The sequence below is a fragment of the Streptomyces sp. NPDC020597 genome, from assembly GCF_044335095.1.
GTDB lineage: Bacteria > Actinomycetota > Actinomycetes > Streptomycetales > Streptomycetaceae > Streptomyces.
Genome location: NZ_JBIRUL010000016.1, coordinates 113310 through 138912, shown reverse-complemented (window position 1 = coordinate 138912; position 25603 = coordinate 113310). Strand labels below are relative to the sequence as shown.

At 70.5% G+C, this 25603-nt stretch carries 22 protein-coding genes; all 22 read right to left on the bottom strand.

Annotated features, from left to right (window positions below):
* Positions 1-87 precede the first annotated feature (87 nt).
* Positions 88-3516, bottom strand: a complete 3429-nt coding sequence (locus ACH4ZA_RS25920; RefSeq protein ID WP_398431860.1) for a hypothetical protein — start codon at positions 3514-3516, stop codon at positions 88-90.
* Positions 3516-3968, bottom strand: coding sequence for a TadE/TadG family type IV pilus assembly protein (locus ACH4ZA_RS25915; protein WP_398431859.1), 453 nt, complete (start codon positions 3966-3968; stop codon positions 3516-3518). The genes ACH4ZA_RS25920 and ACH4ZA_RS25915 overlap by 1 nt, the downstream gene beginning before the upstream one ends.
* On the bottom strand, positions 3968-4429 hold the full coding sequence (locus ACH4ZA_RS25910; protein WP_398431858.1) for a TadE/TadG family type IV pilus assembly protein: 462 nt from the start codon (positions 4427-4429) through the stop codon (positions 3968-3970). Before ACH4ZA_RS25910 ends, ACH4ZA_RS25915 begins: the two co-directional genes overlap by 1 nt.
* Positions 4426-4842 carry a TadE/TadG family type IV pilus assembly protein gene (locus ACH4ZA_RS25905; RefSeq protein WP_398431857.1) on the bottom strand — a complete coding sequence of 139 codons (417 nt, stop codon included), beginning with the start codon at positions 4840-4842 and terminating at the stop codon, positions 4426-4428. The genes ACH4ZA_RS25910 and ACH4ZA_RS25905 overlap by 4 nt, the downstream gene beginning before the upstream one ends.
* Positions 4843-4847: 5 nt before the next feature.
* On the bottom strand, positions 4848-5075 hold the full coding sequence (locus ACH4ZA_RS25900; protein WP_398431856.1) for a hypothetical protein: 228 nt from the start codon (positions 5073-5075) through the stop codon (positions 4848-4850).
* Positions 5076-5123: 48 nt separating this feature from the next.
* On the bottom strand, positions 5124-6008 hold the full coding sequence (locus ACH4ZA_RS25895) for a type II secretion system F family protein (protein WP_398431855.1): 885 nt from the start codon (positions 6006-6008) through the stop codon (positions 5124-5126).
* Positions 6005-6955, bottom strand: coding sequence for a type II secretion system F family protein (locus ACH4ZA_RS25890; protein ID WP_398431853.1), 951 nt, complete (start codon positions 6953-6955; stop codon positions 6005-6007). Before ACH4ZA_RS25890 ends, ACH4ZA_RS25895 begins: the two co-directional genes overlap by 4 nt.
* Positions 6952-8448, bottom strand: coding sequence for a CpaF family protein (locus ACH4ZA_RS25885; protein ID WP_398431852.1), 1497 nt, complete (start codon positions 8446-8448; stop codon positions 6952-6954). Before ACH4ZA_RS25885 ends, ACH4ZA_RS25890 begins: the two co-directional genes overlap by 4 nt.
* Positions 8438-9265, bottom strand: a complete 828-nt coding sequence (locus ACH4ZA_RS25880; protein ID WP_398431851.1) for a hypothetical protein — start codon at positions 9263-9265, stop codon at positions 8438-8440. The genes ACH4ZA_RS25885 and ACH4ZA_RS25880 overlap by 11 nt, the downstream gene beginning before the upstream one ends.
* Complete coding sequence (locus ACH4ZA_RS25875; RefSeq protein WP_398431850.1) at positions 9265-9882, bottom strand: SAF domain-containing protein; 618 nt, start codon at positions 9880-9882, stop codon at positions 9265-9267. Before ACH4ZA_RS25875 ends, ACH4ZA_RS25880 begins: the two co-directional genes overlap by 1 nt.
* 107 nt (positions 9883-9989) lie before the next feature.
* Positions 9990-10880: an ATP/GTP-binding protein gene (locus ACH4ZA_RS25870; protein ID WP_398431849.1), complete on the bottom strand. Its 891-nt coding sequence runs from the start codon at positions 10878-10880 to the stop codon at positions 9990-9992.
* Positions 10826-11401: a hypothetical protein gene (locus ACH4ZA_RS25865; protein WP_398431848.1), complete on the bottom strand. Its 576-nt coding sequence runs from the start codon at positions 11399-11401 to the stop codon at positions 10826-10828. Before ACH4ZA_RS25865 ends, ACH4ZA_RS25870 begins: the two co-directional genes overlap by 55 nt.
* Before the next feature lie 743 nt (positions 11402-12144).
* Entirely contained in the window at positions 12145-13056 is a 912-nt protein-coding gene (locus ACH4ZA_RS25860; RefSeq protein ID WP_398431847.1) for a replication-relaxation family protein, read from the bottom strand.
* Positions 13053-15671 (bottom strand): ATP/GTP-binding protein, encoded by a 2619-nt coding sequence (locus ACH4ZA_RS25855; protein WP_398431846.1) that lies wholly within the window; start codon positions 15669-15671, stop codon positions 13053-13055. Before ACH4ZA_RS25855 ends, ACH4ZA_RS25860 begins: the two co-directional genes overlap by 4 nt.
* Positions 15647-16054 carry a hypothetical protein gene (locus tag ACH4ZA_RS25850; protein WP_398431845.1) on the bottom strand — a complete coding sequence of 136 codons (408 nt, stop codon included), beginning with the start codon at positions 16052-16054 and terminating at the stop codon, positions 15647-15649. Before ACH4ZA_RS25850 ends, ACH4ZA_RS25855 begins: the two co-directional genes overlap by 25 nt.
* 236 nt (positions 16055-16290) lie before the next feature.
* On the bottom strand, positions 16291-17397 hold the full coding sequence (locus ACH4ZA_RS25845) for a C40 family peptidase (protein ID WP_398431844.1): 1107 nt from the start codon (positions 17395-17397) through the stop codon (positions 16291-16293).
* A gap of 41 nt (positions 17398-17438) precedes the next feature.
* The gene (locus tag ACH4ZA_RS25840) at positions 17439-20201 is read right to left on the bottom strand and encodes a hypothetical protein (protein WP_398431843.1); all 2763 of its coding nucleotides are present in this window, start codon (positions 20199-20201) and stop codon (positions 17439-17441) included.
* Position 20202: 1 nt separating this feature from the next.
* Positions 20203-20562: a hypothetical protein gene (locus ACH4ZA_RS25835; RefSeq protein ID WP_398431842.1), complete on the bottom strand. Its 360-nt coding sequence runs from the start codon at positions 20560-20562 to the stop codon at positions 20203-20205.
* Positions 20559-23261, bottom strand: coding sequence for an ATP-binding protein (locus ACH4ZA_RS25830; protein WP_398431841.1), 2703 nt, complete (start codon positions 23259-23261; stop codon positions 20559-20561). Before ACH4ZA_RS25830 ends, ACH4ZA_RS25835 begins: the two co-directional genes overlap by 4 nt.
* Positions 23258-23833 carry a hypothetical protein gene (locus ACH4ZA_RS25825; RefSeq protein WP_398431840.1) on the bottom strand — a complete coding sequence of 192 codons (576 nt, stop codon included), beginning with the start codon at positions 23831-23833 and terminating at the stop codon, positions 23258-23260. Before ACH4ZA_RS25825 ends, ACH4ZA_RS25830 begins: the two co-directional genes overlap by 4 nt.
* Positions 23830-24171 carry a hypothetical protein gene (locus tag ACH4ZA_RS25820; protein ID WP_398431839.1) on the bottom strand — a complete coding sequence of 114 codons (342 nt, stop codon included), beginning with the start codon at positions 24169-24171 and terminating at the stop codon, positions 23830-23832. Before ACH4ZA_RS25820 ends, ACH4ZA_RS25825 begins: the two co-directional genes overlap by 4 nt.
* Entirely contained in the window at positions 24168-25103 is a 936-nt protein-coding gene (locus tag ACH4ZA_RS25815) for a conjugal transfer protein (RefSeq protein WP_398431838.1), read from the bottom strand. The genes ACH4ZA_RS25820 and ACH4ZA_RS25815 overlap by 4 nt, the downstream gene beginning before the upstream one ends.
* Between the last annotated feature and the right edge of the window lie 500 nt (positions 25104-25603).

Genomic DNA, 25603 nt, shown 5'->3' with positions numbered 1-25603 from the left:
GGCGGCTGCCTGTGGTGGGGGCGGCCAGCGGGGTGCGGGAGGACGGTGTGGGGGGTGCGGGAGGGACGGTGCGCACGGCGGGTGGGTTCATGGCCGGTTGCCTGGGTGGAGGAGGGTGGCGATGAGCTGTTCGGTTTCCGTCTCCAGTGAGCAGTCCAAGGCCCGGTTGACCTGCTGGACGCGTGTGATGGCGGTGTGCAGGCCCTGCCGATTTCCCGACGCGTGCTCGATCCGGAACCAGTCCCGATACAGGAGTTCCGCGGTGTCGTCGACGGTGAGGCCGATCGTGACGGCCGCGCGGGCCGCGCTCAGGTCGTGGTGCGCGCCTGTGGCGGTGCGGTGGGTGGCCACGGTGTGCGCCACGTCGATGATCCGCGTGATCATCTCCTGCTGGTGAGGCTCGGCCCAGGGCGGCGCTGAGCCCCCGAACGGCTTGCCGCGGACCAGGGTGAGCGCCTTCTCCAGTTCGGGCAGGCCGGCCGGGCCCAGGGGGAGAGCACGTTTCACGAGCTGGAGGAAGCAGCTCCAGTCGCACGGCACCGCGGGGGAGAGCCGGTAGGGGTCCTCGCCGGACGTGCGGCGCGGCACGTAGGGATGGCCGTCCGGGTCGCTGCCCAGACAGCGGCGCAGGCCCTGCATCCGGGCATTGAGCGTGCTCAGCCCCCACGGGCTGACGGGATCCATGTCGCCGCACACGGCATCCGCGCCACGCCCGGGCCTGAAGTACAACAACGCGGCAAGCTGTGCCATCCGCGGGCCGTGGCCGGTGCTGTCCACGCCCGTCACCTCCACCGGGCCCAGCACACGGATCTGCGGTGTGTGCGGGTCATGTGCCGCGCACTCGTGCGCACCCTCCTGTGCTGTGCTCACCGCAGGGGCGTGCTCGCTGCCCGGCGTGGGCTCGGATCCCTCTGTGCCCTGGGGCGCCGAGGTCTCGGTGCCCGGGTTCTGGCGCTCCTTGGCCTGGGCCGCGGGCGCGGTGGCCGGCAGCACAGGCAGTCCGGCCGGTTCGGTGCTGGCGGCGAGCAGGGCGGGGAAAATCTCACCGCTCGCGTCTGCTGGCCGTGTCACCGTGCTCGTGCCCGCGTTGGCCGTGGGCACGAGCGACTCTGGGCGTTCGGCCTGCTCGCTTCGGGCCATGTCGTCGGGTTCCGCCGGGACGTCTTGCCAGGGGCCTTCAGCGGGGTGGGCCGGCTGCGCGGATACCCGCAGTGCGGTGGTGATCTGGAGGTATGCGGCGTGCTCCAGGCGCTGGAGCGTGATCTCGGTGCCGATGGAGTCGAGGTGCTGTGGCGTGCTGAGGGAGGCGTTGAGGATCTGCGCCTCGGGGAAGTGCGCGGCCGCCGTGCTGGCCGGGGCGATCAGGGTCACGGGTATGGTCCCCGCCTTGTCGATGACGTCGGCGAACTCCCATGCGGTGTCGGGATCCAGGGACGATGCGCACAGCAGCACGTAGGGCTGGTGCCTGGTCTCGGGCATCTGGTGGGCTTCGAGGAGCCGTTCGCTCAGATCGCGCAGTGCGTGCGCAGCCTGCTGCATGTGGGCGATCCGGGCCGTGGGCAGCAGCTGCGGGAGCTCTTCGCCGAATCCGACGGTGACGACTTCGACCTCGCTCGCCCACGGGCTCATCCCGAGTTCCAGGGCGAGCGACGTGCACACCTCGGCGATGTGCACCGGATTGCCGTCGAGCAGCACGGCGGACGCCCATGCCAGGTTGAGCAGCACCAGGTCGCCTGCTTCGCTGCTGCCGACTGTGACCAGTCCCGGATAGGGCGCCGGCGCCTCGCGGACGGCCTCCTCGTCCAGGACGACGGCCCCGGAGTCCAGGACCCACCAGCCGCCCTGCCCGCAGACGAAGGGCGCCTGCGGCGCCTGGACGAGATCTTCGGGAAGGACCTCCACCCTGCGGGCACTGATACGTGCGGCCCGCAGCGCCGGCATGCTGCCCGCTTGCCGGGTGCTCTGGTGGGCCATGGTCTTCAAGCCCGCGTCCAGGCGAACGGCGCCGGCCGGTGCAGCGGCCGCCGCGAGCTTCGCCTCCGCGGGGGAGGCCTCCGGCGCGATGGCGATCGTCTCGCCCGGCTTGCGGCGGCGCCGTTGCAGTGTCCTGCGCAGGGCGAGCGCGCCCGTGACGGCGGCGGCCAGCAGCGCACCGGCGCCCAGCACCGAACGCAGCACCAACGGCCCCTCTCCCGGAGCCGACGCCGGCGTCTTCGACGCGGTGGCGCCGGGAGAGGAAGCAGCACCGGACTCTGACACCGCACCCGGACCTGGGCCCGGCGAGAAGACGGAAGACGACGAGGCGCCGACGCTCGGCTGCGCAGTCGCCGAAGCCGCCCCAGGGGCAGAATGCCCCTGGCCGGGCTGCGCCCCAGCCCTGCTGCTCGAGACACTGGGCGCCGACGACCGCGCCGGCTTCGTGACCTGGCCTGGCACGGATCCCTGACCGTCGCCCGGGTCGTCGCCTGACGTGTCGCCGTCCTGCGGCGTCTGAACCGGCGGGGGAGCACTCTCCTGGCTGCCGGCCGCGCCGCTGCCCCCGACTGGCGGCGAAGAATGCTGCTCTGAGTGACTGGCAGGCACCATGATCTGCTGCCCTGCATAGATGACGTCCGCATCGGTGATCGAGGGCAATCCGTGCGGCTGCGGCCTGCCCCGGTTGGCCTCGAACAAGGTGGGCCACTGGTCGCCGTCGCCCAGTTCCTCCTCTGCGATCTTCGACAGGTAGTCGCCCGAGCGGACCGTGACCGCGTGTTCGCCTCCCCCGCCAGGGGCCGCAGGACCGTTCCCGAGCTGCGTACGGACACCGTCCGCCCCCACGACGCCTTCGGGCAGCTCCAACTGCCAGCCGGCCCGCAGGAAGCTGCTGGCCTGGAAGACCTCGCCGTCGGGCATGACGCGGCCCTCGTTCAGGCTCGCGATCTCCCTCCACCGCTCGCCGTCCCCCAACTCCCGCTCGGCGATGCCCCACAGACTCTCCGCCGGCCGCACCTCGCGCACGGTGTACGACGCACGAGCAGCCGGCGTGCCGGTGGCCGCGGCCCGCTCCGCTTCGGCGGCCGGCGAGGCCCCCGCCGACGGACCCGGAACGCGGACGCCAGAGGCGGCCGGTGAGGCCTGCGCATCCGAGGCCAGGGCCGAACTCGCGGGCAGCAGCACCAGGACGCTGCCGATCAGCACAGCCGCGGCGCGCTGCGAGACGCCCATCCCACGCGGGGCACGCCACGTCCGGCCCCGCAGCTGCGCGATCAGCTCACACACCGCGCAGCAACTGAACTGCGCCCATCCGATCCAGCCCACCGCGACCAGCAGCAGCAAGAACGCCGCGCCCGTGTCCTGCCGGTCCAGCAGGTGGCTGAGGTCGTCGCGTGTGGAAGCCCAGATGAGCGGAGTGGCAAAGGCCAGCAGCAGCGGCAGGCCCACGACGGCGGCGGCCAAGATGACCAGGCTCAGCACCGCCTGGAGAGCACCGGCCAGGCGCCTCACTGCCGCGGCGGGGGAGGGGGTGGTGGGCATCAGTTTCCTTCGGGAGCGGTGACGCCGTGCAGGAGGGTGGCGGTGCCCTGACCGACGACCGACAGCGAGCCGATTCCGACCACCGACAGGAACTTCGTGTCGTACGAGCCGGTGACCGTGACCGAGAGGGTCCTGCCGTCGCCGGACACACTGACCGTTCCGGTGGCACCGACGGAGCGCAGATACGCCTGGGCAGCCACCTGGGCGTTAAGCGGGTCGACGACGATGGCGGTGCCGGTAATGGCGTCGGCGGGATCGATGGCCTGCCCGCCCGCCCGGGCGGCCTCGCCGGCGATGTAGTCGGCGCGCTCGGTGGCGCGCATCTTGCTGCCGCCGTCGACGGCGACACCGATGACGGCGAGCAGCGCGAGGACGCAGACGGCGACGAACACGGTGACGCCACCGCAGTCGTCCCGCCGCACCCGCCTCAATCCCTTCTTCGACCAGAGCATCACTGACCTCGCTGCCGGTACCGGTCCACCACCGAGGTCGCCGTCGACGTCAGCGTGCGCGCCCCGGGCACACCGGGCAGCAGCAGGTCCGACAAGCTGACCGTGCAGGTCACCGTCACGCTGACCGTGCCGACTTGGCCAACGGGGACGTTGAGGCCACCGGTGTTGACGCTGACGGACGTCGACGCGCACGTGATGCCCTGATCGTTGAGGGATTCGCCGGCCGCCGCATGCGCGGCACTTTGGGCTGCCGCCGTCGTGCGGTGGATGGAGGCTTCCCTGGCCGCATCCTCCGCAGCAGCGTCGATCTTCGAGCCGGAGGTGACGATGCGGCCGCCGGCGATCGCCAGACACAAAAACATGATCAGCGACGGGACGATGACGGCTGCTTCGATGGCGGCGCTGCCCTCGTCGCCGCGGAGTCTGCGCGCCCAGGAGAACTTGCAGCGGACGGGGTTCACTCTTGGGATCCCGTCCAGCGTTCCACGGGACCGGACGCCGACTGGGTGACCTGCAGACCGGAGATGCCCGGGATCATCGACATGGCCGTCCCGGAGACCTGCACCCGCACCCGCTGCCCGTCACTGCCGGCCGAAATGCTGTAGCCGAGCAGGCTGTCGCCCGCTGTGCGTGCGAGTACCTCCCGGGTGCGTGCCGCACCGTCGGCGGGGCTCGAGTGATACGAGCGGGCCGCGGCGAGTCCTTCGCGCGCAGCCGTCAGAGCGATCTGCCGTGCGTAGTACCACATGCAGGCCTGGATGACGGCCACCGTGGCGAGGAGCACGAACGGGAAGATGATCGCCATCTGGAGGGAGGTCTCCCCACGGTCGTCACGCCATGGGTGCTGCTGCCACCAGTGCTTCAACCCTTTCATCACGGTCACAGTCCAGACAGCTTGCCGTTGTACTTAGTGACCAGGATGGCGATCGTCCCGGCGATGAGCACGGCGCCTGTGACGGCGGCCACCCAGATGATGACGGTGGTGATGCTGATGTCCCCGCCGTCCGGGCGGCGGGCGCGTTCTTGTCGGCCTTCCTCGATGCGCGTCGATATCCATCTGGCCGTACTGGTCAGCGCCCTGTGTAAGCGCTCTGAGGTGTACTTCATCGGGCTCCTCCACGTGAGGGCTGAAAGGCTGGGGTGCAGCGGGCGGGGTCAGACGGTGAGCATGCGGATCACTGCGGGGAAGGCCATCAGCAGCATGACCAGCACGGCGAGCAGGGCTCCCGGGGCGGTCATCTTCTCGCTGGCGGTGTTGGCTTCCGTGGCCTGATCGGCCAGCAGTTCGGTGGTCAGTGCGGTGCTGCGGGCCCTGAGCGCCTTGTAGACGGCGGCACCTTCGGTGGCCGAGCCCCGCATGATGTCGGCGAGGTCGTCCAGGACGGGCAGGCCGTACTCGGCGGACAGTTCTGTGAGTGCCTGGTAGGGCGGGATCTTCTCCAGCCGGGCCCGGCGCAGCGCCCCCTGCAGATACAGGAACGGCCAGCCGCGGCCGACTTCGGCAGCCTTCTCCAACGCCTCGGCGGGGCCGGCGTCGGCGGCCCGCTTGAGCGCGACCAGGTCGAGGTAGGCGGATAGGGCGTGCGCGAACTCCTGCCGTGCCCGCCTGGCCTGGTCGCGCACGGCGAGGTCGGGCGTGATGAACAGCAACCCCGCAATGATCAGTCCGACACCGGCGGGAATGTAGAACGGCAGGCTGACGCCCGCGACGATCCACGGGATCGTCGCGATCACCGGGCAGAGCAGACCGAGTGCGGCGAGCGCCGTCTTCTTGAGCATGAACTGGCCTGGACCTTGGCCGATGAGCGCCAGGTCGGTGGTGGGGATCCGGACACCGGGCAGGCGCTCGAGGCGGCCCAGCAGCCACCGGCCCCATGCCTCCTCCCGATCCAGTTCCGGTTCCGGCATCGTCAAGGCAGCTGGAGCGCTGCGGGCGAGGGCTGCCCCCAACGCGGGCTGAGGGCGCAAGAATTCCCGTACCAGCAACGCGAGACCGGCGCCGACCGTGCCACCGGACGCGATCACCGGGAGCACGTTCATGAGGTGACTCCTTCCGGTGCACGTCCGACGACCACCGCGTCCGAATCCGCCGCGGGCAGAGGCAGCCGGACCGTGCTGGAAGCATCGGTGATCAGGAAGCGGGGGACACGGCGGAAGGACCCCAGCTGCCGCATCAGAGCGAGGGCCCCGATGAACCCCGCCATCAGCAACGCAAGCACCAGCTGTCCGAGGAGAGTGGAGTACGGCTTCGTGTAAGAGGGCACAAAGAACCCGGCCCCCACGACACCCACCGTGATGATCGTCATCCATCGCACCGTGGTCCGCGGCTTCGCCCGGTCCGCCTCAATGGCGCGCTTCTTCGCGACCTCATCGCGGACCGCGCCCGCTAACTCCTCCAGCGCCTGAGCCAGCCCCGGGCCGCGGTCGTTGACCGACAAGATGAGAGCGGCGACCACCTTGTCCGCCGTCACATCATTGAGCTCATCAGCGAACGCGCGGAGCGCTCCCTCCGGCCGCCACCCCAGCCGCAACCGGTCGGACAAGGTGACGATCTGCGGGGCAACCTCGTCCGGCGCGCCCCTGCGGCTGGTCATCATCGCCTGCTCCAACCCCATGCCGAGACGCAGCAGGCCGGCCAGCCGCTGGGTCCACTCGCTCAAAGCCTCCAGCTGGCCGATGCGTTCCTGCGCCACCTGCGCCGGAGCGATCAGCCAGGGCACGCCGATGACAGCACCGCCCACAAGCGCGCCGCCCACGAAATTCCCCGAACCCAGCCACACGCCCGCGAAGACGACAACGGCAACGATCGTGAGGGTCCGCCGGCGCAGCCGGGCATCCTCGCCCTGCCCCTTCCCGGCGCGCAATGCCTGCCACCGCCGCCCCCACGAGGCTCGGCGCGGCGCCGTCGTTCCCATGGCCTCGGCCACAACGCCGATCAGCCCCCCGACGACGGCCATGCCGCACAGCAGCCCCCACAACAGGATCATCGGCGCGCCTCCACCAACAGCGGCAGCGGTGCCTGCCAGGCCCCGTAGAGCTGTTGGAGCAAAGAGGAGTCGAAGCCGACGCGGCGCAGGTCGTCGATGCAGCCCGGGTCCATCCGCGGCACGGCCCGCAGATCACCGAACTCGCTGCCGGGGGAGAAGACCGTGTTCGTGGCCGGCCGGCCGTTCTCACCGATCCCGGCCAGCTCCACCACATGAGAGACATAGCGGTGGCGGCGTCCGCCGATCTGTGTCTCGTCCGTCATGTCGACGTACACGATGAAGTCCAGCCCGTTGGCGGTCTGCCGGTAGGCCAGCTGCTCGGACAGGTTGCCCTGGGCGAGCGCGTACAGCTCGGCGATCCGGTCGAAGACGATGTCCGGGCGGCGGGCGTGAATGGTGCACAGGTTGCCGCCCGAGCCGTTCGTCAACGCCTGCATCATGGCGACAACTTCGGGGCCGCGAACCTCACCGACAACGATCCGCTCCAGCGACATCCGCAGCGCAGGGTGCATCAGATCCAAGAGGGTGACCTCGCCGGCGCCGCGGCCGGTGACGTCCTTCTCACCGTTGGACTCACGCCCGACCAGGGAGACGACCTGACGGTGGTAGCCGTTTTGGTGGGCGAACAGCTCGTCCTCGGTCTGGATGGTGGCGAAACGCGTCTCGGGACCGAACTCTTTGAGCATCGCCCGCAGCAGCGTGGTCTTCCCGGCCTTCTGCTTCCCCGCGATCATGATGTTCTTCTCCGCGCGCACGCACGCGCCGAGGAACTCGCGCAGGACCGGGTCGATCGTGCCGAGGCGGACCAGATCGTCGAGATCGGCGTGGGAGACCCGGTGCCGGCGGATGACGGCGTAGGTCATCGGACCGAGCCCCGTGATGGCCTGAAGGCGGGATCCGTCCTGCAGGGACAGGGCCAGCGTGGGGTTCGCCGTGGAGATGGTGCGCTCGTTGTGCCCGGACCCACGAGCCAACTCCCGCAACAGCTCCAGCAGTTCCTCTTCCGAATCGGCGATCGGCCCCACCATGCGACGTTCACCGTCGCCGTAGTCAAGCCACACCTCGCCCGGGCCCTGAACGATGATGTCCTCGACCCGCTCATCGTCCAGGTACGGCTGGAGCCGGCCGGCACCAAAGAGCCGGTCATACACGGCACGCCGCAGTGCTTCATCTTCCTGCGGATCCATCGCCTGGGCATCGGACCACAAGGCGACAGCCTCGTTGATCCACTCCAGACAGCGCTGCTCCTCGCTCGCCCGGTCCATGTCCGGCGTCGTCTTCAGCAGCTCCTCGCGCTGCTTGGCGACCTGCGCAGCGATCTGCCGGGCAGCCCTGTAATCGACAGACAGCTGCGGCACGACGGCGCCCAGCGCCTGCGTGCTCGAGGCCCCTCCAGCAGAGGCCGACACGCGGTTCGCGTGAGGCCCTGCCGGGTAAGAGCGGCCGGTCGCCGCAGCCACGACGGGATCGCTGTGCAGAGGCTTACCGCGCACGAGACACCTCCCCTCCTGAGGCACGCCCGCCGGATGGATCGAGCCGGGCCTGCCGCACCGCAGCGTGCTGCACCAGCAGCGCGCCGACCGTCCGGGCAGCCTTCATCAGCGGTGACTTGATGAAGTGACGCGGCTGCTCCGCCCCGTCGGACAGCACCTGGGCGTCGTTGCGCGCATACGGAAGGGTCGCGACCACCGGCACTTGCAGTACACGCTGCACCTCGCCCGCTGGATACGGACCCTCGTTGATCATCAGCACGCTGACATCACCGACCCGCTCCTGCAGCGCGCGGACCCGGCTCTCAGCTGCCTGTAGACACCGCAGAGTGTTGCGCACCACCACGAACACACTGTCGGCCTGCTCGGCCAGGACGCCGCACGGGCCGAAAGCCCCCCGGCGGCCGAGGTCGATCAAAACGTCGTGGTCGTGCTCGGCCGCGATCCCCCGGAAGATGACCCCCAGGGCCTTCCACACCGAACCCAGACTCGCCGCCTGAGCGGGATCGGAGATACCCGGCAGCAACAGCCGGTCGTGCGAGGCAGTGCCCTTGCCGTCGTCGCTGCTCAGGTCGATCAGCTGACGCCAAAACGCATCACCCAGATCGCCCTGGCGAGCGGCGACCGAGAGGTTGCGCAGCCCATACCGGTCACCGAGCGTGCCCTGCAGCAGCCCGTGCAGCACAGCGCTGCCATCCGGGTCGCACTCGGCCAGGATCATCCGCCGGCCCCGCTCCAGCGGCCAGGACAACAGCAACGCCAAAGCGCTTGTCGTCACGCCGGGCGCGCCACTGCATCCGGCCAGCGCGATGACGGCCATCAGCTGCCGTCCGGGGCGGCGATGACCAGGCGCAGGGCACCGGCGGCCACCCACGCGGCAGCCTTGGGACCGTCCGCAGCCGATGTGGCAACGTCGACCACCACGATCCCGGTCCCAGGAGCAGCACCGGTCGCCTTCACGACCCGACCGTCGATGGTCTGCGGAGCGGCGCCGGCAGACGCGCCGGTGTCCGCCGCCCCCTGCGCCGGGACATGCACCAACTGGACCTTCTGGCCCGGCACCAAAGCCGTGGCGGGGATCTGCTTGGGCTCGAGCCCGACCGGCACCAACTGCTCACCAGCCTTCACCAGCGAATCCTTCGTCACCTGCGACGGGGCAAGAAGAGAGCCCGGCTTGAGCTCCACCGCTGCCCGCTTTCCCACTACTGAGTCCACGTCATCAGAGCGCACCGCCTTGACGGCCGGATCCAGGGCGATCGAGGCCTTGCCCAGGTCGTCCTCGGTGAGGACCTGACCGACCTGGACATCGCGGACCACGGTCACCACGTCAGTGCGGTCGCCGACCTGAAGCAGAAGAACTGCAACGCCGGCGCCTCCCGCGGCGATCAGCGCCAGCGACAGCGCGATGACACCTGGACGGCGCCTACGGGCCGACACCCGTGGCGGAGTCACCGGCCCGGCCACACGTCCCTGCGGAGCTCCGCTCGCGTTCGTTGCGTCTACACGTACTGGGGCCTTGCTCACCGTTTTTCCTTCCGGCAGTGCTACCTGACGACCTGGACTTCACCGACCGCCACCTGCACGCTGGTCTGCCGGACCTCGGTGAGCTGGCCAGCCTGTCCGCCGCCCTGCCAGTTGATCGTCCACGTCGAGGTCGCCGTCACGGGAAACTTGCCGCTCTGGGCATTGGCCGAGGTCGTGGAATACACGTGCCCGCAGGTCGGCGACGGGGCCATGCCCTCAGACGACGCGTAGGGCGTTCCAGGACCGTTGCAGGTCACGGATGTGCCATCGCCCATCGACCACACGATCTTCGACACCTTCGCGGTCGCGGTGACGGTAGTCCCGCCCGCCGAGGCCGACGCGGAGTTCGGACCATAGGTTGTGGCGCCCTGGTTGACCCACATCCACATCGGGACACCCACGGTGTACCTTCCGGCCTCGCGCGGGCTGGCGATGTCCGGGCCGAGCAACGTCATGGAATCGACCGCGCGCTGGGCCAACTCCTGAGGGTCCACCTGCGGCACAGGAGGCTGGCCTTCTGGCACGACGACGAAGCTGGCAGGGTTATCCACGCCGCCGTCCGAACATGACATGAAATACATATCGTACTTCTCGGGGTCTTTCCCATTCCACGCCGGGTGCTTTTTCGGCGGCTTTGGCTCGATTTTGGTGTAGCTGCAGTTCAGGTCACTGTCGCTGCTGCCGCCCCGGGAGCCTCCCGCCTGCCCACCGCTGTCGTTGGTGCCGTCATTGACGCCTACGCCGACACAGAACTCGACGACGTGGCACTCTCCGGCATCGACGTCCGGGTCGTCGGCGTAGGCGGTGCCTGCCGTGGCGAGGACCAGGGCACCGGTGAGGATGGTGAGGTGCCGGGTCAGCAGGCTTGATCTTGAGCTGCTAACTCTGTGACCATCCATTTCGTCCCCCACTTTTCCAGCGTTGCGCTGCTGACATATTTGATGAGCCGTTCCGACGGCAGCGGGACCTTCTTCTTCGTGACCTCGTCGATCAGCGTCCAGTTCGTGGTGTCCACACAGTCCGCGACCGTGGCCTTGGGAATCCCCGTGGCGGTCACATCGACGACCTTCGGGTGGAGCACCGGCTTCCCGGTGGTCACCTGACCTGCCTTCTTCATGGCCGCCAAGTTGCGCTCGATGTCTGCCAGAGCCTTGAAGGTCGTGTACTTCTTCACGTCGGTGCCCGCTGAAGATGCCTTCTGATAGGCCGCGGTCTTCGCCTCCCACGAGCGGGTGTAGGCCGAAATGACAGCCGCATCCTCGGTGCTGGCGGTGGAACTGGGAGAAGATGCACCTGTGGTTCGAGTGGGGCTTTTGAGCGATGACGTACCCGAATCGCTGCCGCTGTCACTGCAACCGGTCAGCGTTACCAGGCTGCCTGCCAGAACCAAGGCAGTTGCGTGCTTTCGGGTGCGAGCAGCTGTAGTGCTCATTCGTGAAGAGCGCGGTTGTCTTGCAGTCACGTTGTCTCCCCATACGACGCGGTGCGGTGCGACCGCTGCTCTGGACATCCACCCACAGGCAATCCAGAACGGCGGCCGGGTCGGCTGCGGCGATGCGTTGCGCGAACGCAAGTTACGCATATGCCCGCGGCCGGTTTCGAGTGTTTGTTCGTCAGTGAGGCTTGGTGGGTTGGGTTTTGGCTGTGAAGTTGAGGTGCACGATGCGTTGCGGCGGTCGGCCGCCGTTGCTCGAATGTCTCTACATCGCGAGCCATTTTGGGATGAATTCATACGGTGCTCGGGCGGTCTCTGGGTGGCGGCTTCCTAGGAGAGGTGATTGGTTGAGGCGCGTTGGGACTCGTGGGGCTGTTGGGGCGCCTGGCGCGATGTGGCCGGAACGCGCTGCGGAAAACGGACCGGCCGCCCCTGTTCCGTGTGTGGCGGAGTTCGTTGAGGTCTTCCAGTGCGTAGTTCCCGACCCCCTGCATGCCCGGGCATCCCTGTGCTGGCTGGCGGACCAGGTCGGGGTGAGGGTATGCAGTTTCGTGAATCTTCGCTCTGGTGAATCAAGCTGCCTGTCGACTCCATCGGAGACTCCAGATTCTCTTCACGTAATGCGGGTTCGGGACCCCTTACGATGTGCGTCAGTAAATTATGTGTTCGCTTATGTAAATGTCGAGTGGTTTGGTGGGCTGTTGCAGGGCTGCGGCATTCGCTGCACCAACCCGCTGGCGTCACAGCGCGGTCCATGGCCGGGGTGTGCCGCCGGTTAAGGGCGTCCACACATCGCTGGTGGGACCCTGGAGTTCGAGGTCGTCCAGGATTGCCGCGCCCAGTGGTACCTGCCGGGCGAGGGTGTTCACGAGTGGGTGCTGGGCGGTCATGGCTTGCAGGTCGCTGATGCGGTTGTTCAGGACGTTGCGGGAGGCTCCGGTCAGGATGAACAGGACCCGGGGGAAGACGGGGTACCAGCGCAGCCATGCGGGTCCGGTGATGGCCTGGGCTTTGGGGCCGCGGCCGGCGGGCTGGGGCTGGTACGACCACAGGCGTGCGTACTCGATGAGTTTGGAGGCAAGGCGTTCGCTGCCCATGGTGGTCCGGTCGATCTCTGCGAACGCCCGCAGCTTCGTGCGCTGTTCGTCGCTGGTGAGGGTGTAGTGCAGGACCGCGTCGGCGATGACGCGTTCGCCGTCGCCGAGCGGATGGGATACCTCGGGGGTCCAGTCGAGGGGGCCGTGTTCGTCGCCGCGGCGGCGGGCGTCGGTGGCGAAGACCAGGTGGGCGCGGACCACGGTCAGGGTGTGGGGCGTTTTCAGGGAGGCGGCCGTGACAGTGGTGATCGGGTACGGGGGGCGGCCGCGTAGGGCGGGGAAGTCGCGTGTGAGGCGAGCGCCTTCTTTGGTGAGGTACCAGGCGCGGGTTCCGTTGGACTGGGGCAGCACGGTGTATCCGAGCAGGTGGTGGCGGCGCAGTTGGTTGAGGGGGTGGGAGATGGCCTGGCGGCTGGCGTGGGGGCGCAGCAGGGTGTGGAGCTGGCTGGTGGTGGCCATGCGATGTTGGGCCAGTGCGGTCAGGAGCTGGTGGGGGAGCGGTTCTGTAGGGCTGGGGGTGTGCCGGGCTGGTGCAGGTGTGGCGGGAGTGGTCACTGGTATCCCTTCTGTGTTCGGGCGGCGGGGGTGGCGGGGGTGTGATGGGCGAGGAAGCGGCTGACGCGTTCGAGTTGGCCGGCGGCCCGGGCTGTGAGTTGGTGCAGCGGGGCGGCGCCGGCCGTGGTGTGGGCCGCGCGTGTCAGTGCTGCCGTCTGGCGGGGGCGGGCGTAGTGGGCGAAGACGTCGTCGAGGTGCGGGCCGGTGATCTGGACTGGGCCGGTGCGTCGGCCGTTGACGGTCAGCGAGATGTAGTGCTCGTAGCGGTCGAGGGCGGCCACGAGGGCGGGGCTGGGGTGGTCGCCCCATTCGGCGGTGATCGCGGCGATGGCGGACTGCGAGCCGGTGGTCGAGGCGAGGGTGGAGGCGTTCTGGACCAGGGACAGGCGCACGGGGGCGGGCAGACGGGCCAGGAGCTGGGTCATGCCGTGGACGTGGACGCGGTATTTGCGGAAGTCTTCGAACATGGCGGCGATCGTTTCCGGGGCTGCGCCGGTGAGGGTGATGAGCTCGTCGAAGTAGGGGCGGAACGGCGCTCGTCGGGCTTCGGGGGTGTCGCGGCGGGAGCGCACGGCGCGCAGCAGGTCGCGGGCGAGGAGCGCGGTGATCAGCCGGTCGGTGGGTCCGTTGCCGCCTGGGCACACCCAAACGATCATCTGCGAGTCCATTGCGGCGCGGATGTTGTAGACGCCGGCCGGCTGGCCGAGGAACGCGCGGGTGACGGGGTTGGCGGCGAGGCGGGCGATCGGGTTGAGGACCACGGCGAAGGAGTCGGCGGGCAGGGTGGGGAACATTGTCTGCCACCAGGAACGGGTCTCTTCGTCGAGGCGCCCCTGCACCCCGACGAGCGCCGCAGCGCGGAAGGCGGGGTCGGTGAGCAGTGCCCGCACGTGGAAGACGGTGCTTTGGTCCTCTGGCCGTCCGGCCCGGCACGCAGTCTCGTTGATGGCCACCAGCACCGTCAGTGCCGCGGTGAGGATGGTCAGTGCGCGCGGTGCGCTGGCGTCGTCCCAGCCGAGTGCGGAAGCGAAGGCGTCTGCGGTGGCCTCGACGACCTCGTGCGCCACCTGGTCCTGGTGCATGCCGAGCGGATTCCATGAACTCAGCTGTGGCGTCGGCCCGTGGGCGTTCAGGTCGATGAGCGCGATCCGGTGCATCAGCGTGTCGTGGGCCAGGAAGGGCAGGGCGCGGGGCCAGGAGTCGCGGTGCGGGTCGACGAACATCAGCCCGCCCCCGGCATGGGCCCAGCCGATCGCCTGCGCGAGGGCGCGTTCGGTCTTGCCGCCGCCCGCTTTGCCCACCCCGACCTCGAACAGTGTCTCTTCGGCGTAGGTGGCGACCAGGCGGCGGCGGCCGTCGGGAGCCCGGTAGATGCCTTGCAGCAGCAGCTCGGGGTTGTCGAACTCGAAGGTCGGCAGGTCCGCGGCGAGCAGCGGCAGTCGGCAGTGCACCGTGGGCGGCTTGAGCAGGCCGGTGAGTTCTTCCAGGCGCACCCAGTTCGGGCGGGGCGGCTGGCAGTGCCTGAGATTCCAGCGGCGCTCGAAGGCGCGCCGGCTGGGCCAGCGGTCTGCCCCGAACCGCCATGGGCCGACGAGCCAGCCGCGCATCGCCCACCGCGAACCGCCGCCGAAGACGTCGAAGGCGGCCTGCAGCTGGCCGAGCCGGGCCTCGGCTCGCCCTTCGGTGTTCGAGGCGCACATCACGAGCAGTTGCACCCGGACCAGGTGATCGTCCTCGGCGAGCTTGCCGAGCGCATCCTGAGGGTCGACGCGGCGGGGGACGGGCGGCATGACCAGACGGCGCCCGCCCCCGTCCTGCTTGCCGCTGACCAGCTGCTGCACCTGCCAGGCCAGCGAGTCCTCGACGCCGCCTGCATCGTGGCGCATCCATCTGGCGGCCCGCTGCGCTTCACGCCGCTCCCGGCGCCGGGCGTCCGCCATCAGCTGCACGCGGCGCGCCCGCAGCGTCCACTTGGGGGCGCGCTGGATGTCGAGCCGTACCTCGGCCAGGTCGCCCTGTTCCGCGCGCAGGTCGCAGACGGCGTCGATCAGCGGCTGCAACGGGTCCGGGTCCAGTGGCACGTCACGCAGGGGAGCTGTGGGCTTGCCGCGCAGGATGAACTCCGCCCGCACCACATGCTTGCGCGGCTTGTCGGCGAGGGGACGGGCGCGGTTCACGGTGACGGCCGGCCCGAAGGGAGTGATCGACAACAGGCGTTCGCCGCCGGCAGGGCCTTCGATCCGGTAGCGCAAGGGGCTCGAGCCGTCGGCGCGCAGCCGGATCTGTACCGCCTTCGACCGGCGCGGTGCCCACCACGGCATGCTCGTCGAGGCCCGGGCGAGTTGAACACCACGGCGGAAGATCTCCTCCAGGCCGGGGTCGAAGTACGCCGCCGGCACGAGTTCCAGCGCCATCCGCTCGGCCGACGCCTTCTTTGCCAGCTGCCGCACCACCATCTCGCTCACGGTCCAGACGAGGAGAACAGCCACCATGGGCACGTACCAGTAGGTGATCACCCAGCCGGCGGCGTGGGCCAGGCCGGCCAGCAGATTCAGGACGTGACCGGCTGCCGTGTCATCCGCCCGGTCGCTCAGGTACGGGGCAGAGGCGTCCACGAAGATGCTCCTTTCCTCGGTGTGCGGGTGAAGTACCAGTCGCTGATGCGCCGGTCGGTGTAGGTGCCTGCGCGGTCGGTGCCCGCCCACACCAGGTGCACCACCGCCTTGTCCTGGTTGCTGTCGCTGCGGGCGATGGCGGCCTGGATGCGGAAGCGGGCGGTGGAGAACGGCGGCGCGATCGCATGGTCGGGGTCGCCGAAGAGTGCGGGCCACGCGCCGCGGCCGATGCCGGTGGCGTCGGCCCGCAGCAGGCCACGACCCGCCGCGAGAAGTGTGCGTTCGTCGTCGGCGGCAAGGTCGGCGGGCCAGGCGCCCTCCAGCGACTTTTGGATGGCGGCATCGCCGGCCACGCCCTCGCCGTGCGGTGGCGGCACGGACACGCTGACCAGCTCGGGCGGTGCGGCGGGAGCCGAGGCAGACGCGGATGCGCCGCTGTGCACCGAAGAGCCCCCGGGAGCGGCTGCCGAGGCAACCGTCGTGGGGGCAGACGCCGGCGGTGTCGCCGCAGTAGCCGGTGCACTCGGCGTATGCGGCACCATCAGCAGAGCCGCCCCGGCCACGGCCAGGACAACGGTGGCGATCAGCAGCAGGCGCGGCGAGCGCGCCGGGGAACGCGTCATAGCAGCCGTGCCCCTCCTGCGTATCCCGGCATGGCGCTGACCGCATCCAGGCGGATCGCGGCACCCGGTCTGGGGGCGTTGACCATCTGTCCGCTGCCGAGATAGATCCCGACGTGGTAGATCGTCGCGTCGCGGCCGGGAGCGTCGGCGTAGAAGACGAGGTCGCCGACCTTGAGCGCGCCGGTCCCGAGATCGGCGGGGATCCGTCGGCCTATCCCGGCCTGCGCGGCCGCGGTACGCGGCAGTCGGATGCCGGCCTTGGCATAGGCGTACACGGTCAGGCCTGAGCAGTCGAAGCCCTTGATGTTCGTGCCGCTTTTGCCGCTGGGGGAGCAGCAGATGCCGTACGACGCGCCGCTCGCGTTGCCGCCGCCCCACGAGTAGGGCACGCCGCGCTGGGAGAGCGCCGCCTCGATCACTGTGCGGACCCTGCCCGGCACGTTCTTCAGGTCCGGGTCCTTCGCGGCCGCCGTGTACTGGTCGATCCAGCCCAGCACGTTCGACACGTACTCCCTTGAGTGGTTGTACTGGAAGATCGCGGCCTCGAGCTGAGCCCGCTTGGTCAAGTCCCGTCCCTTGCCGCACAGATAGACGGCGGCACCGAGGGCTGCGTCGTCGGCGTTGTGCGGGTCGGCCGTCTTGTCCCCGTTCGCGTCCTCGCCGATGTCCTCCCAGGTGGACGGCAAGAACTGGAAAGGGCCGACCGCACGCTCCCCGCTGGCGGTCCCGTCCCACTTGCCGCCGTCGGTGTCCGGCAGGACGGTGGTGTTCTGGCCGGCCCCGGAGCCGTTGAGGAGCACCCCGTAGATCTTCGGACGGATGTCGCCGGTGTCGGCGACGTGGCGGCCGATGGCGTGGTTCGACTCGACCTTGGCGATCCCGGCCAGGACCGGCCAGCGCATGCCCTGGCACGTGGGCCTGTACCTCCCCACCTGGACGGCGGCCTTCTTGTAGGCGGTCAGCATCCGCGCGGGGATGTCCGCAGCGGTGCCGCCGTCGGTGATTCCGTCGGCATCCTGAATCCCGGTCTGCAGCGCGACGTACGCGCTGATCGCGCCTGCGACAGGAGCCGCACAGCACACGCCGCTGAACAGCAGCAGCACCCCTACGCATCCCCACCGCCTCAGGCGGCGTCCAGGCACTCTCACCCGTCCTCACCGTCTTCGGCCTGCCACTGCGCCCGCATCTCGCGCAGCCGATCGGCCTGGCGCTGGGGTTCTGCCTCGGGCCCGTTGTGCCGCAACAGGTCCCGCATCCGGGCCCGCGCCTCGTCCCGCGGTGTGCTGCGTGCGCTCCCTTCGCCGGGAGGGGGCGGGGCTGTCCTGTTCAGCGAGGGGCTCGCCGGATGCGTGGCGCTGCCGCCCGCGAGCCGGCTCGGGGACGTCGGCGTGCCCGCCGATGTTGCGTTGCCTGGGGCTGCAGACGTCGGCGCGGCCGGCCGAGCGGGGGCTGGCCCCGGCCGGCCGGCGGGGCTACCGGTACGTGCCGTCGCCGGCTGGACCGGGTCCGGCTGGCGGGAGGGCACGGCCGTCGGTGCTGCCGGAATACGGCGGCTGCGGAACGGGCCGGAACGGGCGGCTTGCCGGCCCATGCCGGCCCAGGCGTGGGCGTCCTCGCGGACGGTGTTGCCCCACACCCGCACCTGCTGGCGGGCGTCCTGGGAGTAGCGCGAGCCTTGCGCGCGGGCCCGGCGGACCGTGGCCGGGAGGCCGACCGTCGCCCCATATACGGTGCGGCCGCCCCGGTTGAGGATGCGGTACCCGCGCAAGCGCACCAGACGGTTGTGGGCGCGCGTCGACAGCAGCGTGCGGTCGGTGTTCTGGTCGTGCAGCACCTGACCCGAGCGGCGGTCGACGACCTGGCCGTCCTCGTCGCGGTAGCGATCGGGCGGACCGCCGGGACGGCGCGGTCCTGTGCCGCCCGAACCGCCGTTCCCGCCGCCGGGCGGGCCGCCCGTGTCCGGGTCGCCGTCCGCTGTGGGCTTGACCCACTTGGCCAGCTGCTCCTGGTCCGGCCGCCGGCCGATCAGCAGCCAGTGGGAGCCCTTCGCACCGAGCCGCGCTCCGACCCCGGCCACGGCGGCCGCCGCAGTGAGCGGGGCGAGCCCACGTCCTGCTTCGGCGCCTGCGTCGGCGAGCACACGACCGGTGTCCACCGGCATACCCGCCCCGTCGAACAGCGACGTCAGCGCGCCCATCAGGCGCTGGCGGGTGCCGAGCAGCCCGAACCGGCCGCCGCCCGTGAAGGCGCGCAAGCCCCCGCCGTAACCGCCGAGTGCAGCGGGGGAGTTCATGGCGAGCGCGGCGCCGAGCTCGGAGGTGTCGCCGGGCATGTGCGTGCCGCCGACCTTGGCGTACCGCATCCGCACGGCCATGCGCCGGCCGAAGGAGGTGATCGAGGTCAGCAGCCGGCGGTGCCCGGCAGCGCCCGCGATGGCGAGGACGTCGATGAGCAGGATCCGCTCGACCATCAGGTCGGGGCCATCGGTGAGGGTGGCGTCTAAGGCGATGCCGAAGAACGGGATGAACGCGCAGATCCCGACCACGGTCAGGACCGAGATGCCCCACAGGGACAGCCACTTCCACACCGACTGGCGCGCCGGCCCGGGCAGCATGCCGGCGACGAAGGCGACACCGCCGACGGCGGCCGCGGCCGCGCAGATGCCCTGGGTGCCCAGCAGCACGATCGCCGAGGAGAGCAGCATGCCGCAGATGAACAGTGCGGCGACCAGCAGCAGGCCGGCGCCGCCGACCCGCCACCAGGTGGGCTTCTCTGCGTAAGCGGCGCAGGACGTGCCGACATCGCCGGCCCGTTTCATGTCCGCCAGGAACGCGTCGAATTCGCGGTCTTCGTCGGTGACGAGCGCGTTGGCAGTGTCCAGCAGCGCACCCCCGGGTGTCAGCGCCGGCAGCCCGTCGCCACTGCCGTCCGCGTTCGTGACGCCCTCGAGGTAGCCCCGCTCGCAGTACTGCTTGGCCGAGCCGTGAACCTTGCTGCATGCCTCCTTTCCTTTGTTGGTGACCTTGGCGCTGCCTACCTTGTATCCGCCGGTGATCCATTTCAGGTGCACGGCGTATGCCTTGCGCTCGGCAGGCCTGGTCGGGTCGAGGATGCGCCCGTACTGCAGCAGCATGTAGGGCTTGACCACCAACGCGTTCGTGATCGAGTCCTGGAGGGGGCGGGCCACTTCAGTTGAGGAGATGGGTCCTTCGCCGCCACGTTCCTCGCACGTGATCTCGGCGTTGCCGGCCATGCCGGCGCAGGGGTCGTAGCTGGCGAGCTTGCCGCCCCAGTCGTAGGCGTTGACGCTCTGCTGGGCCACCTCGGCTGCCGCCTGCTGGGACTGTCCCAGCGGCCCGTCCTGGGAGAGCAGGGTGTCGGGGCGGATGAGGGCCGAGGCGGCGAACGCCCCGATGAGCAGGGTGAGGAAGATTTCGCCCAGGCCGCGCCCGAGGCGCCCGCGCACGATCATGAACCCGGCGAAGACGAACGCCCACGCGAGCAGCAGGCCTTTGAGCCCCAGCGTGTCGACCACCACGGAGTCGTAGCTGTCAGCGACCTTCTGCGCCGGGCGAGTGAGGATCTTCAGCAGCGGGAACCGGAAGGCGACCTCGATTGCCCACCCGGCCAGGCCGACCAGCAGCCGGATCAGGGTGAACAGGCCGGACAGGGCGAAGGCGAGGGCCTGCGTCTTGAAGGCGACGATGGAGCCGCCTGAAGCGTTCAGGTCGTACCCGTCGATCGGCACGCCCTCGGAGGAGGAGATGTTCAGCGGGGCGAGCAGGTCCCCGGTCTCGCTGCTGCTGCCAGCCGCGTACACGACCTGGCTGTTCACCATGACGAACACAGCGGTGAGCAGCAGGACCGTGCCAGCCGCACGCTGCGCGCCACGGTCTGCACGCAACATCTCAAGGCCGCCCTTGCCTCGTAGGCGTCCGGCACCGCCAGACCAGGAGCGCGCCTACCGCTGTCGCGGCCAGCAGCAGCTTCCACGCGGCGGTGCCACTGCCGTCCCTGTCCGATCCGGCGCTCGAGACACGGCGGCCGCGCTCGCAGTACGCCTTGGCCGGACCGGTGATCCGATCGCACGCGTTCGCGGGCGCCGGGGCGGCGTCGGAGGCGAAGGCCTGTCCGGTGCGCGGCCACCATGCCTGCGGCAGGCTCGCCCCGAGCACCAGGACGAGCACGCCGACGGTGACGGCGATCGCTGCGAGAGCGCTCGCGGCTGCGGCGAGGCGCCGGGAACGGCTGGGCGGGAATGAGGTCATCGGAGTTCCTTCGGACTCTCGTCCGGGGCCGCGCCGGCCAGCGGTGCGGCCCCGGACGTGATGGTGCGGCCTGCCGGTGTGGTGGTGCGGCGTCCGGGCGTGGTGGCGATGGAGGAGGCGATCCGCTCGATGCGGGGGATGACGACCTTGATGCGGCCGGTGTTCTGCCGCGGGCACGCGAGGAGGAACTCGCCTTCGCGGCCGCGTTGTCCGACGGGGGACAGGCCGGTGGTCACCAGCCGCAGCAGCTCGAGGTCGCCCGGGTCGAGGCCGAGGAAGTCCAGACCGCGGCGGGCGCGTTCGCGGTCCGCGGTGCGGGCGAGAGCGCGGTAGGCCATCAGGCCGCGGTCGGGGCCGAGTTCGTCGGCGTCGTGGGAGCCGGCGATCAGGCCCGCGCCGTGCTTGCGGCCGTCGTGGAGGATTTCGTGGACCAGGGCGGTGCCCTCGGCGGACGAGGTGAGCCAGTACAGCTCGTCCAGCACCACCGCGGTGAACCGCTCGGGGACCTCGAAGGCCGTCTGCCGGGCGATCACCGCGATCAGGTAGAGCACCGCACGCCCGATCAGGGCTTCCAGTGGCTGCTGGTGCAGGACTTCGGGCTTGTCGAACGCGGCCTTCGGCGGCAGGGTCAGCCCGGTCGTGGTGATCACGATCATGTCGGTGCTGCTGGAGGCGTCCAGCCGTACCGGCGGCAGCGTCGGGTCGAAGACCATCCGGGCCAGGGGATTGGTGGCCACGACGCGGATGAGGCCGGCGAGGGCGGCCGCCGCGTCCTGCCGTCTGCCCGCCTCGCTCGCGGCCATCTCCTCGAGAACGTCAAGAACGCGGTGCATGGACGGCTCGGGGCTGGCGGCGGCCTCCTCGACGGCGTGGTGCAGGACCTCGCCGTTGGTGCTCATCGGGCCGATGCCGAGCTGCAGGGTGAGATACGACAGGGCGTAGTGCCGTCCCTCGGGGCCGGCGAACATCCTCAGCGGGTCGATGGACACCTCAGCCTGGGCGGCGTCGATGATCTGAACGCGGTCCTTCGCCGCGGTGCGGGCGAAGGCGGCCCATTCGCGCACGGGGGTGCGGTCGATGCAGATCGCGCAGCCACCGCGCGCCCACACCGCTTCAGCGAGCAGCTTCTGCAGCACACTCTTGCCCGCCCCGAGGTCACCGACGACGCCCATCGAGGCCGACGCGTCCACCTTGGGGGCGTCCGCGACATTGATCATCACGGGGCGGGTGGTCCCGCTGTCCAGGTCAATGCCGAGGAACATGCCGTTCGGGTCGCCGACCTCCGCAGTCGTGAAGGCCCCGCCCAGCGCCCAGTCCTCGGAGATCTGGTGCTGGATGAACTCGCGCACCACGCCGGGCCGCACCGTGCCGGGCAGGCCCAGGGCGAACAGGGCCTCCTGCAGGCCTGCCGGGCGCACCGCACGGTAGTCGGCGCCGCCCAGCAGCGCGGCCAGAGCGCGGGCCCGGGCGTCGCAGACGGCGGCGGTCGGGCCCCACACCGTCAGCACGGTGACGGACTGCACCTCGACTTCCACGCTGGTGCGCGCAAGGCGGGCGTCCAGCTCGCCGAGGTCACGGGCGGCCTCGGTGAGCGAGGCGGGCATGCCGGTGGGCCGGGCGTCGTACTGGTCTGCCTGGTCGATGAGTTCGTTCTTCTTGCGCCGCACCTGGGCGCGAGCCTTCTCCGCAGGCACCAGGGTGAGATCGACGCTGTAGTCCACGGGGAAGTCGAGCAGCTCCAGCTGGGCGAACAGATCCGCGGCATGCTGGCTGACCGCGGGAGGGCACTCGGCCAGCGCCAACTGCACCTGATAGCCCACCCCGGCGTCCGTTTCGACCTGCAGCCAACGTCGCCCGAGCGGCGAGCCGACGTTCAGCCGCCACCAGGCCGTGCGGCCCGACCGCGTGATGCGGCCCGCGCTCTTGAGTCCGTCGACGTCGTCGAGACCGGGGTCGATGCCGCCTTCCTGCAGACGGACCTGGCCCAGGTCGGCGTAGCTGGGGGAGCGCAGCACACCGTCTTGGATGCGCCCGCCGTACAGCCCGCTGCTCTCGGCCTCGGCCAGCAGCGGCTCCGCCAGGCCGCGGTGAAGGGCGTGCTGGATCATCCACACGATCTCCGCCGGGCGGGCCGGACGGAACGCCACGCCGCCGGCGAGGGCGGCCTCCACCCGCACAGCCTGCTCGCGGTAGGAGCTCACCTCGCGCCGTGTCACCGGCGCAGGCCGCACGCCCAGCATCGGGGACAGCTGGGCCCACGCCGCACCGAGGGAAGCCGATATCTGCAGGCCGGCGCTGTCGGTCTGCAGCGGCACCGCCAGCCACAGGGTGCGGCGGTGCATCTCCTGGCCGTCCAGCAGATCAAGGGTGGCCTCGACGTTCTCCACCCACGGGTGCCGGCCCGCACCTGGCGCCTGCCCGGCCGGCTCGATGCCCTCGATCATGCGCAGCGCGATCTCGCCCGGGTCGACCTGCGCGCACAGCCCGAACAACCGCGGCGCCCCGGACAGCGACCGCACCAGATGGGTGATCCTGGCGAGCTGTTCGTCACGCACAGGGGACGTCACGTAGGTGCCCTGGACACTCTCCTCGCACCGCCCCTGAGCGTCCGGGCCGGGGTGCAGCCGGTAGAGCGCCCACACGCTGCCCTGCGTCGACCACACCAGGTGCCCGGCGATGTGACGGACCGCAACCCTCACCGCACACCCCCGCCCTGCCCGGCCAGGGTGAGCAACTGCTGCACACGCGACACCGGATGCACCGGCGCTGCGGGAGCCGCCGGCTGTGTGCGGTGGCGGGTGAACACACGACCCGCAGCCGGGCCCGGCCGCGACGCCCGGGCGGCACGATGCGCAGCCGGACGGGAGAGTGCGGCCCCCGCAGCGTGCGCGGGCGCGTCCTCGATCGTGAAACCGCCGAGCAGGGGATGCGACCGGTGGTCGCGGGCGGCCCGCCCGCCGATCCGCCCTCCGCGGGGCTGCCAGGCGAGCAGCACCCAGCCCAGGGCCGCCTGCAGGGGGGCACGCCCCCGGACTTTCGGCCGGCGCACCGCCCAGATCGTCAGCAGCCAGGCAACGATGGGCACGGGGCCCATCCACGACCACCAGCCGAGGGTCTTGACGAGGAAGAAGCCGCCGCCGACGGCGAACGCGATCTGCGCGGGGGTGTAGGGGCCGAGGGGGATCCGCCAGTCGGCGACCTTGCCCAGCACCCAGGGGTGGCGGCGGGCAGAGGTGTAGAAGCGGCCCACCCGGCCGGTGGTCGCGGTCACAGCCGGCCCCCGGCGTCGGGAGCGTGCATGGGGGAGTTCGGGAGCTCGGACTGGACCATGCCCGGGACGGCGGGTGCGCCCTTGGAGGGGTTCTTCACCTCGTCCTCGAACATGTTCGCGAGGCTGTCGCGCGAGTCGTACAGTCCCAGCGCGATCACCATCAGCAGCAGGGCGCCGATCCCCGCCTTCAGCGAGAACTTCTGGATCATGGTGACGACGACGAGGACGAGCAGACCGGCCTGCAGCCCCTTGGTCGCCCAGTTCTTGAACATGGTGATCCACGAGTTGCCCAGGTCGTCCAGCTGACCTGCGAGCATCAGGCTGTGCACCGTGTTCACCGCGCACCGCCCGCCTGAGCGGTCCCGGACTCCAGGGCTGCGACTTCCCACCGGCCAGAGCGGGCCTTGAGCGCGAGCTCGTACGCCAGCGGCCAGCGCACGGCGTCGTCCCGCGCGTCGACCCGAACGCGGACGCGGACCGTCGTGCCGTCGGCCGGCACCTGCTCGGCGGCCGCGGCCTGTTCCACCGCGGCCACCTGCTGAACGGTGACCGCGGTGTAGGGGGCGGGGGAGAGCGGCGACAGCTTCACCCCGGGTGCGAGGTAGCGGTCCACCTCTGCAGCCCCGGTCAGATACGCGCCGAAGAACTCGCCGAGGGCCAAAGACAGATCGCCGCCGGCCGGCACGCTCACCCTGTACCGCGAGGGGGCCACCGCGGCGCGCGCCGGGCCGGCCACCGCACCGGGGGCACCGGTCACGGTGAACGAGGCACCGCTCGCGTCGGCCCTGACAGGCACGACGAAATAGCGCAGCCGTCCGTCGGCGTAGTACGCAGCCACGGTCACCGCCCACGCGCCGGGCCCTTGCTGCACACTGCGCACGGCGCTCACCGATGTCGGCTTCGGGTGCACACCGGCGACCGGGTTCGGCAGATCGACGTCCACAGCGAGGGACTGCGCAAGCCGCGCCTGCGCACTGTCCGCGTCGTCGGCGCTGCTGCGCAACCACGCGTCGACGAACACCTGCGCATAGCCGCCCGGGTCTGCTCCGGCGGCCGCGCTGCGCACGGCGGTCGGCTTGTCCGGGGGAGCAGCCGCGACGGTGCCCGGGCCGGACATCACGGCGACGCCCAGGGCGACAGGGCCGGCCGCGATCGCGGTGAACAGGACCAGACGCGACAGGCGCACGCGCCGCCTCATCTTCTCCAGCCGGGCACCTGCGGCCATCGGGACAGCCGCTTCGCTCTCCGAGCCCTGCTTGCCAGGGGACATGGTCAAACTCCCAGGTCAGAACGGTTGTTGTCGACTACGAGGAAACCCGCCGACCTCGACCCGACCACCGACCATGAGCCCCCGACCACAATCACGATGAGGACACGAGCCCGTGGTCGGGGCTGTGGTCGGCCCGACCACAGCCCCGACCTGGCCCCAGACGGCGCGACCGGGCACGGCCGGAACCGACCATCGCCGTGAAAGCGGTGAGGCGGACTGGCCCGGCAAGCCCAGGGCAGACCACCGCCGGCCCCGCCTGTCCGCTGTGCGCAGGGGCTGCATATGCCGACTGCGCAAGACCCGGGAGGCGTTGCCCAGCCGACTGCGCAGCGAGCAACGGCGCCGCTGCGCAACCGCGCCTGCGCGAACGTCGGCTGGCGCAACGGGCGTGGTCGGCCCGACCGTGAGTCCGACCACGCCAGCCCAGTGCGCATGTTGCCGGAACGTGACCGTGGTCGGGGGCTGTGGCCGTCAGCGCGGTCGGGGGCTGCCAGTGAGCT

What these genes read in the sequence shown, in the direction of transcription:
- ACH4ZA_RS25920 (WP_398431860.1), bottom strand. Translation starts at nt 3,516, where the DNA reads ATGCCCACCACCCCCTCCCCCGCCGCGGCAGTGAGGCGCCTGGCCGGT.
- ACH4ZA_RS25915 (WP_398431859.1), bottom strand. Translation starts at nt 3,968, where the DNA reads ATGCTCTGGTCGAAGAAGGGATTGAGGCGGGTGCGGCGGGACGACTGC.
- ACH4ZA_RS25905 (WP_398431857.1), bottom strand. Translation starts at nt 4,842, where the DNA reads ATGAAAGGGTTGAAGCACTGGTGGCAGCAGCACCCATGGCGTGACGAC.
- ACH4ZA_RS25900 (WP_398431856.1), bottom strand. Translation starts at nt 5,075, where the DNA reads ATGAAGTACACCTCAGAGCGCTTACACAGGGCGCTGACCAGTACGGCC.
- ACH4ZA_RS25895 (WP_398431855.1), bottom strand. Translation starts at nt 6,008, where the DNA reads ATGAACGTGCTCCCGGTGATCGCGTCCGGTGGCACGGTCGGCGCCGGT.
- ACH4ZA_RS25890 (WP_398431853.1), bottom strand. Translation starts at nt 6,955, where the DNA reads ATGATCCTGTTGTGGGGGCTGCTGTGCGGCATGGCCGTCGTCGGGGGG.
- ACH4ZA_RS25880 (WP_398431851.1), bottom strand. Translation starts at nt 9,265, where the DNA reads ATGGCCGTCATCGCGCTGGCCGGATGCAGTGGCGCGCCCGGCGTGACG.
- ACH4ZA_RS25865 (WP_398431848.1), bottom strand. Translation starts at nt 11,401, where the DNA reads ATGAGCACTACAGCTGCTCGCACCCGAAAGCACGCAACTGCCTTGGTT.
- ACH4ZA_RS25840 (WP_398431843.1), bottom strand. Translation starts at nt 20,201, where the DNA reads ATGTTGCGTGCAGACCGTGGCGCGCAGCGTGCGGCTGGCACGGTCCTG.
- ACH4ZA_RS25835 (WP_398431842.1), bottom strand. Translation starts at nt 20,562, where the DNA reads ATGACCTCATTCCCGCCCAGCCGTTCCCGGCGCCTCGCCGCAGCCGCG.
- ACH4ZA_RS25815 (WP_398431838.1), bottom strand. Translation starts at nt 25,103, where the DNA reads ATGTCCCCTGGCAAGCAGGGCTCGGAGAGCGAAGCGGCTGTCCCGATG.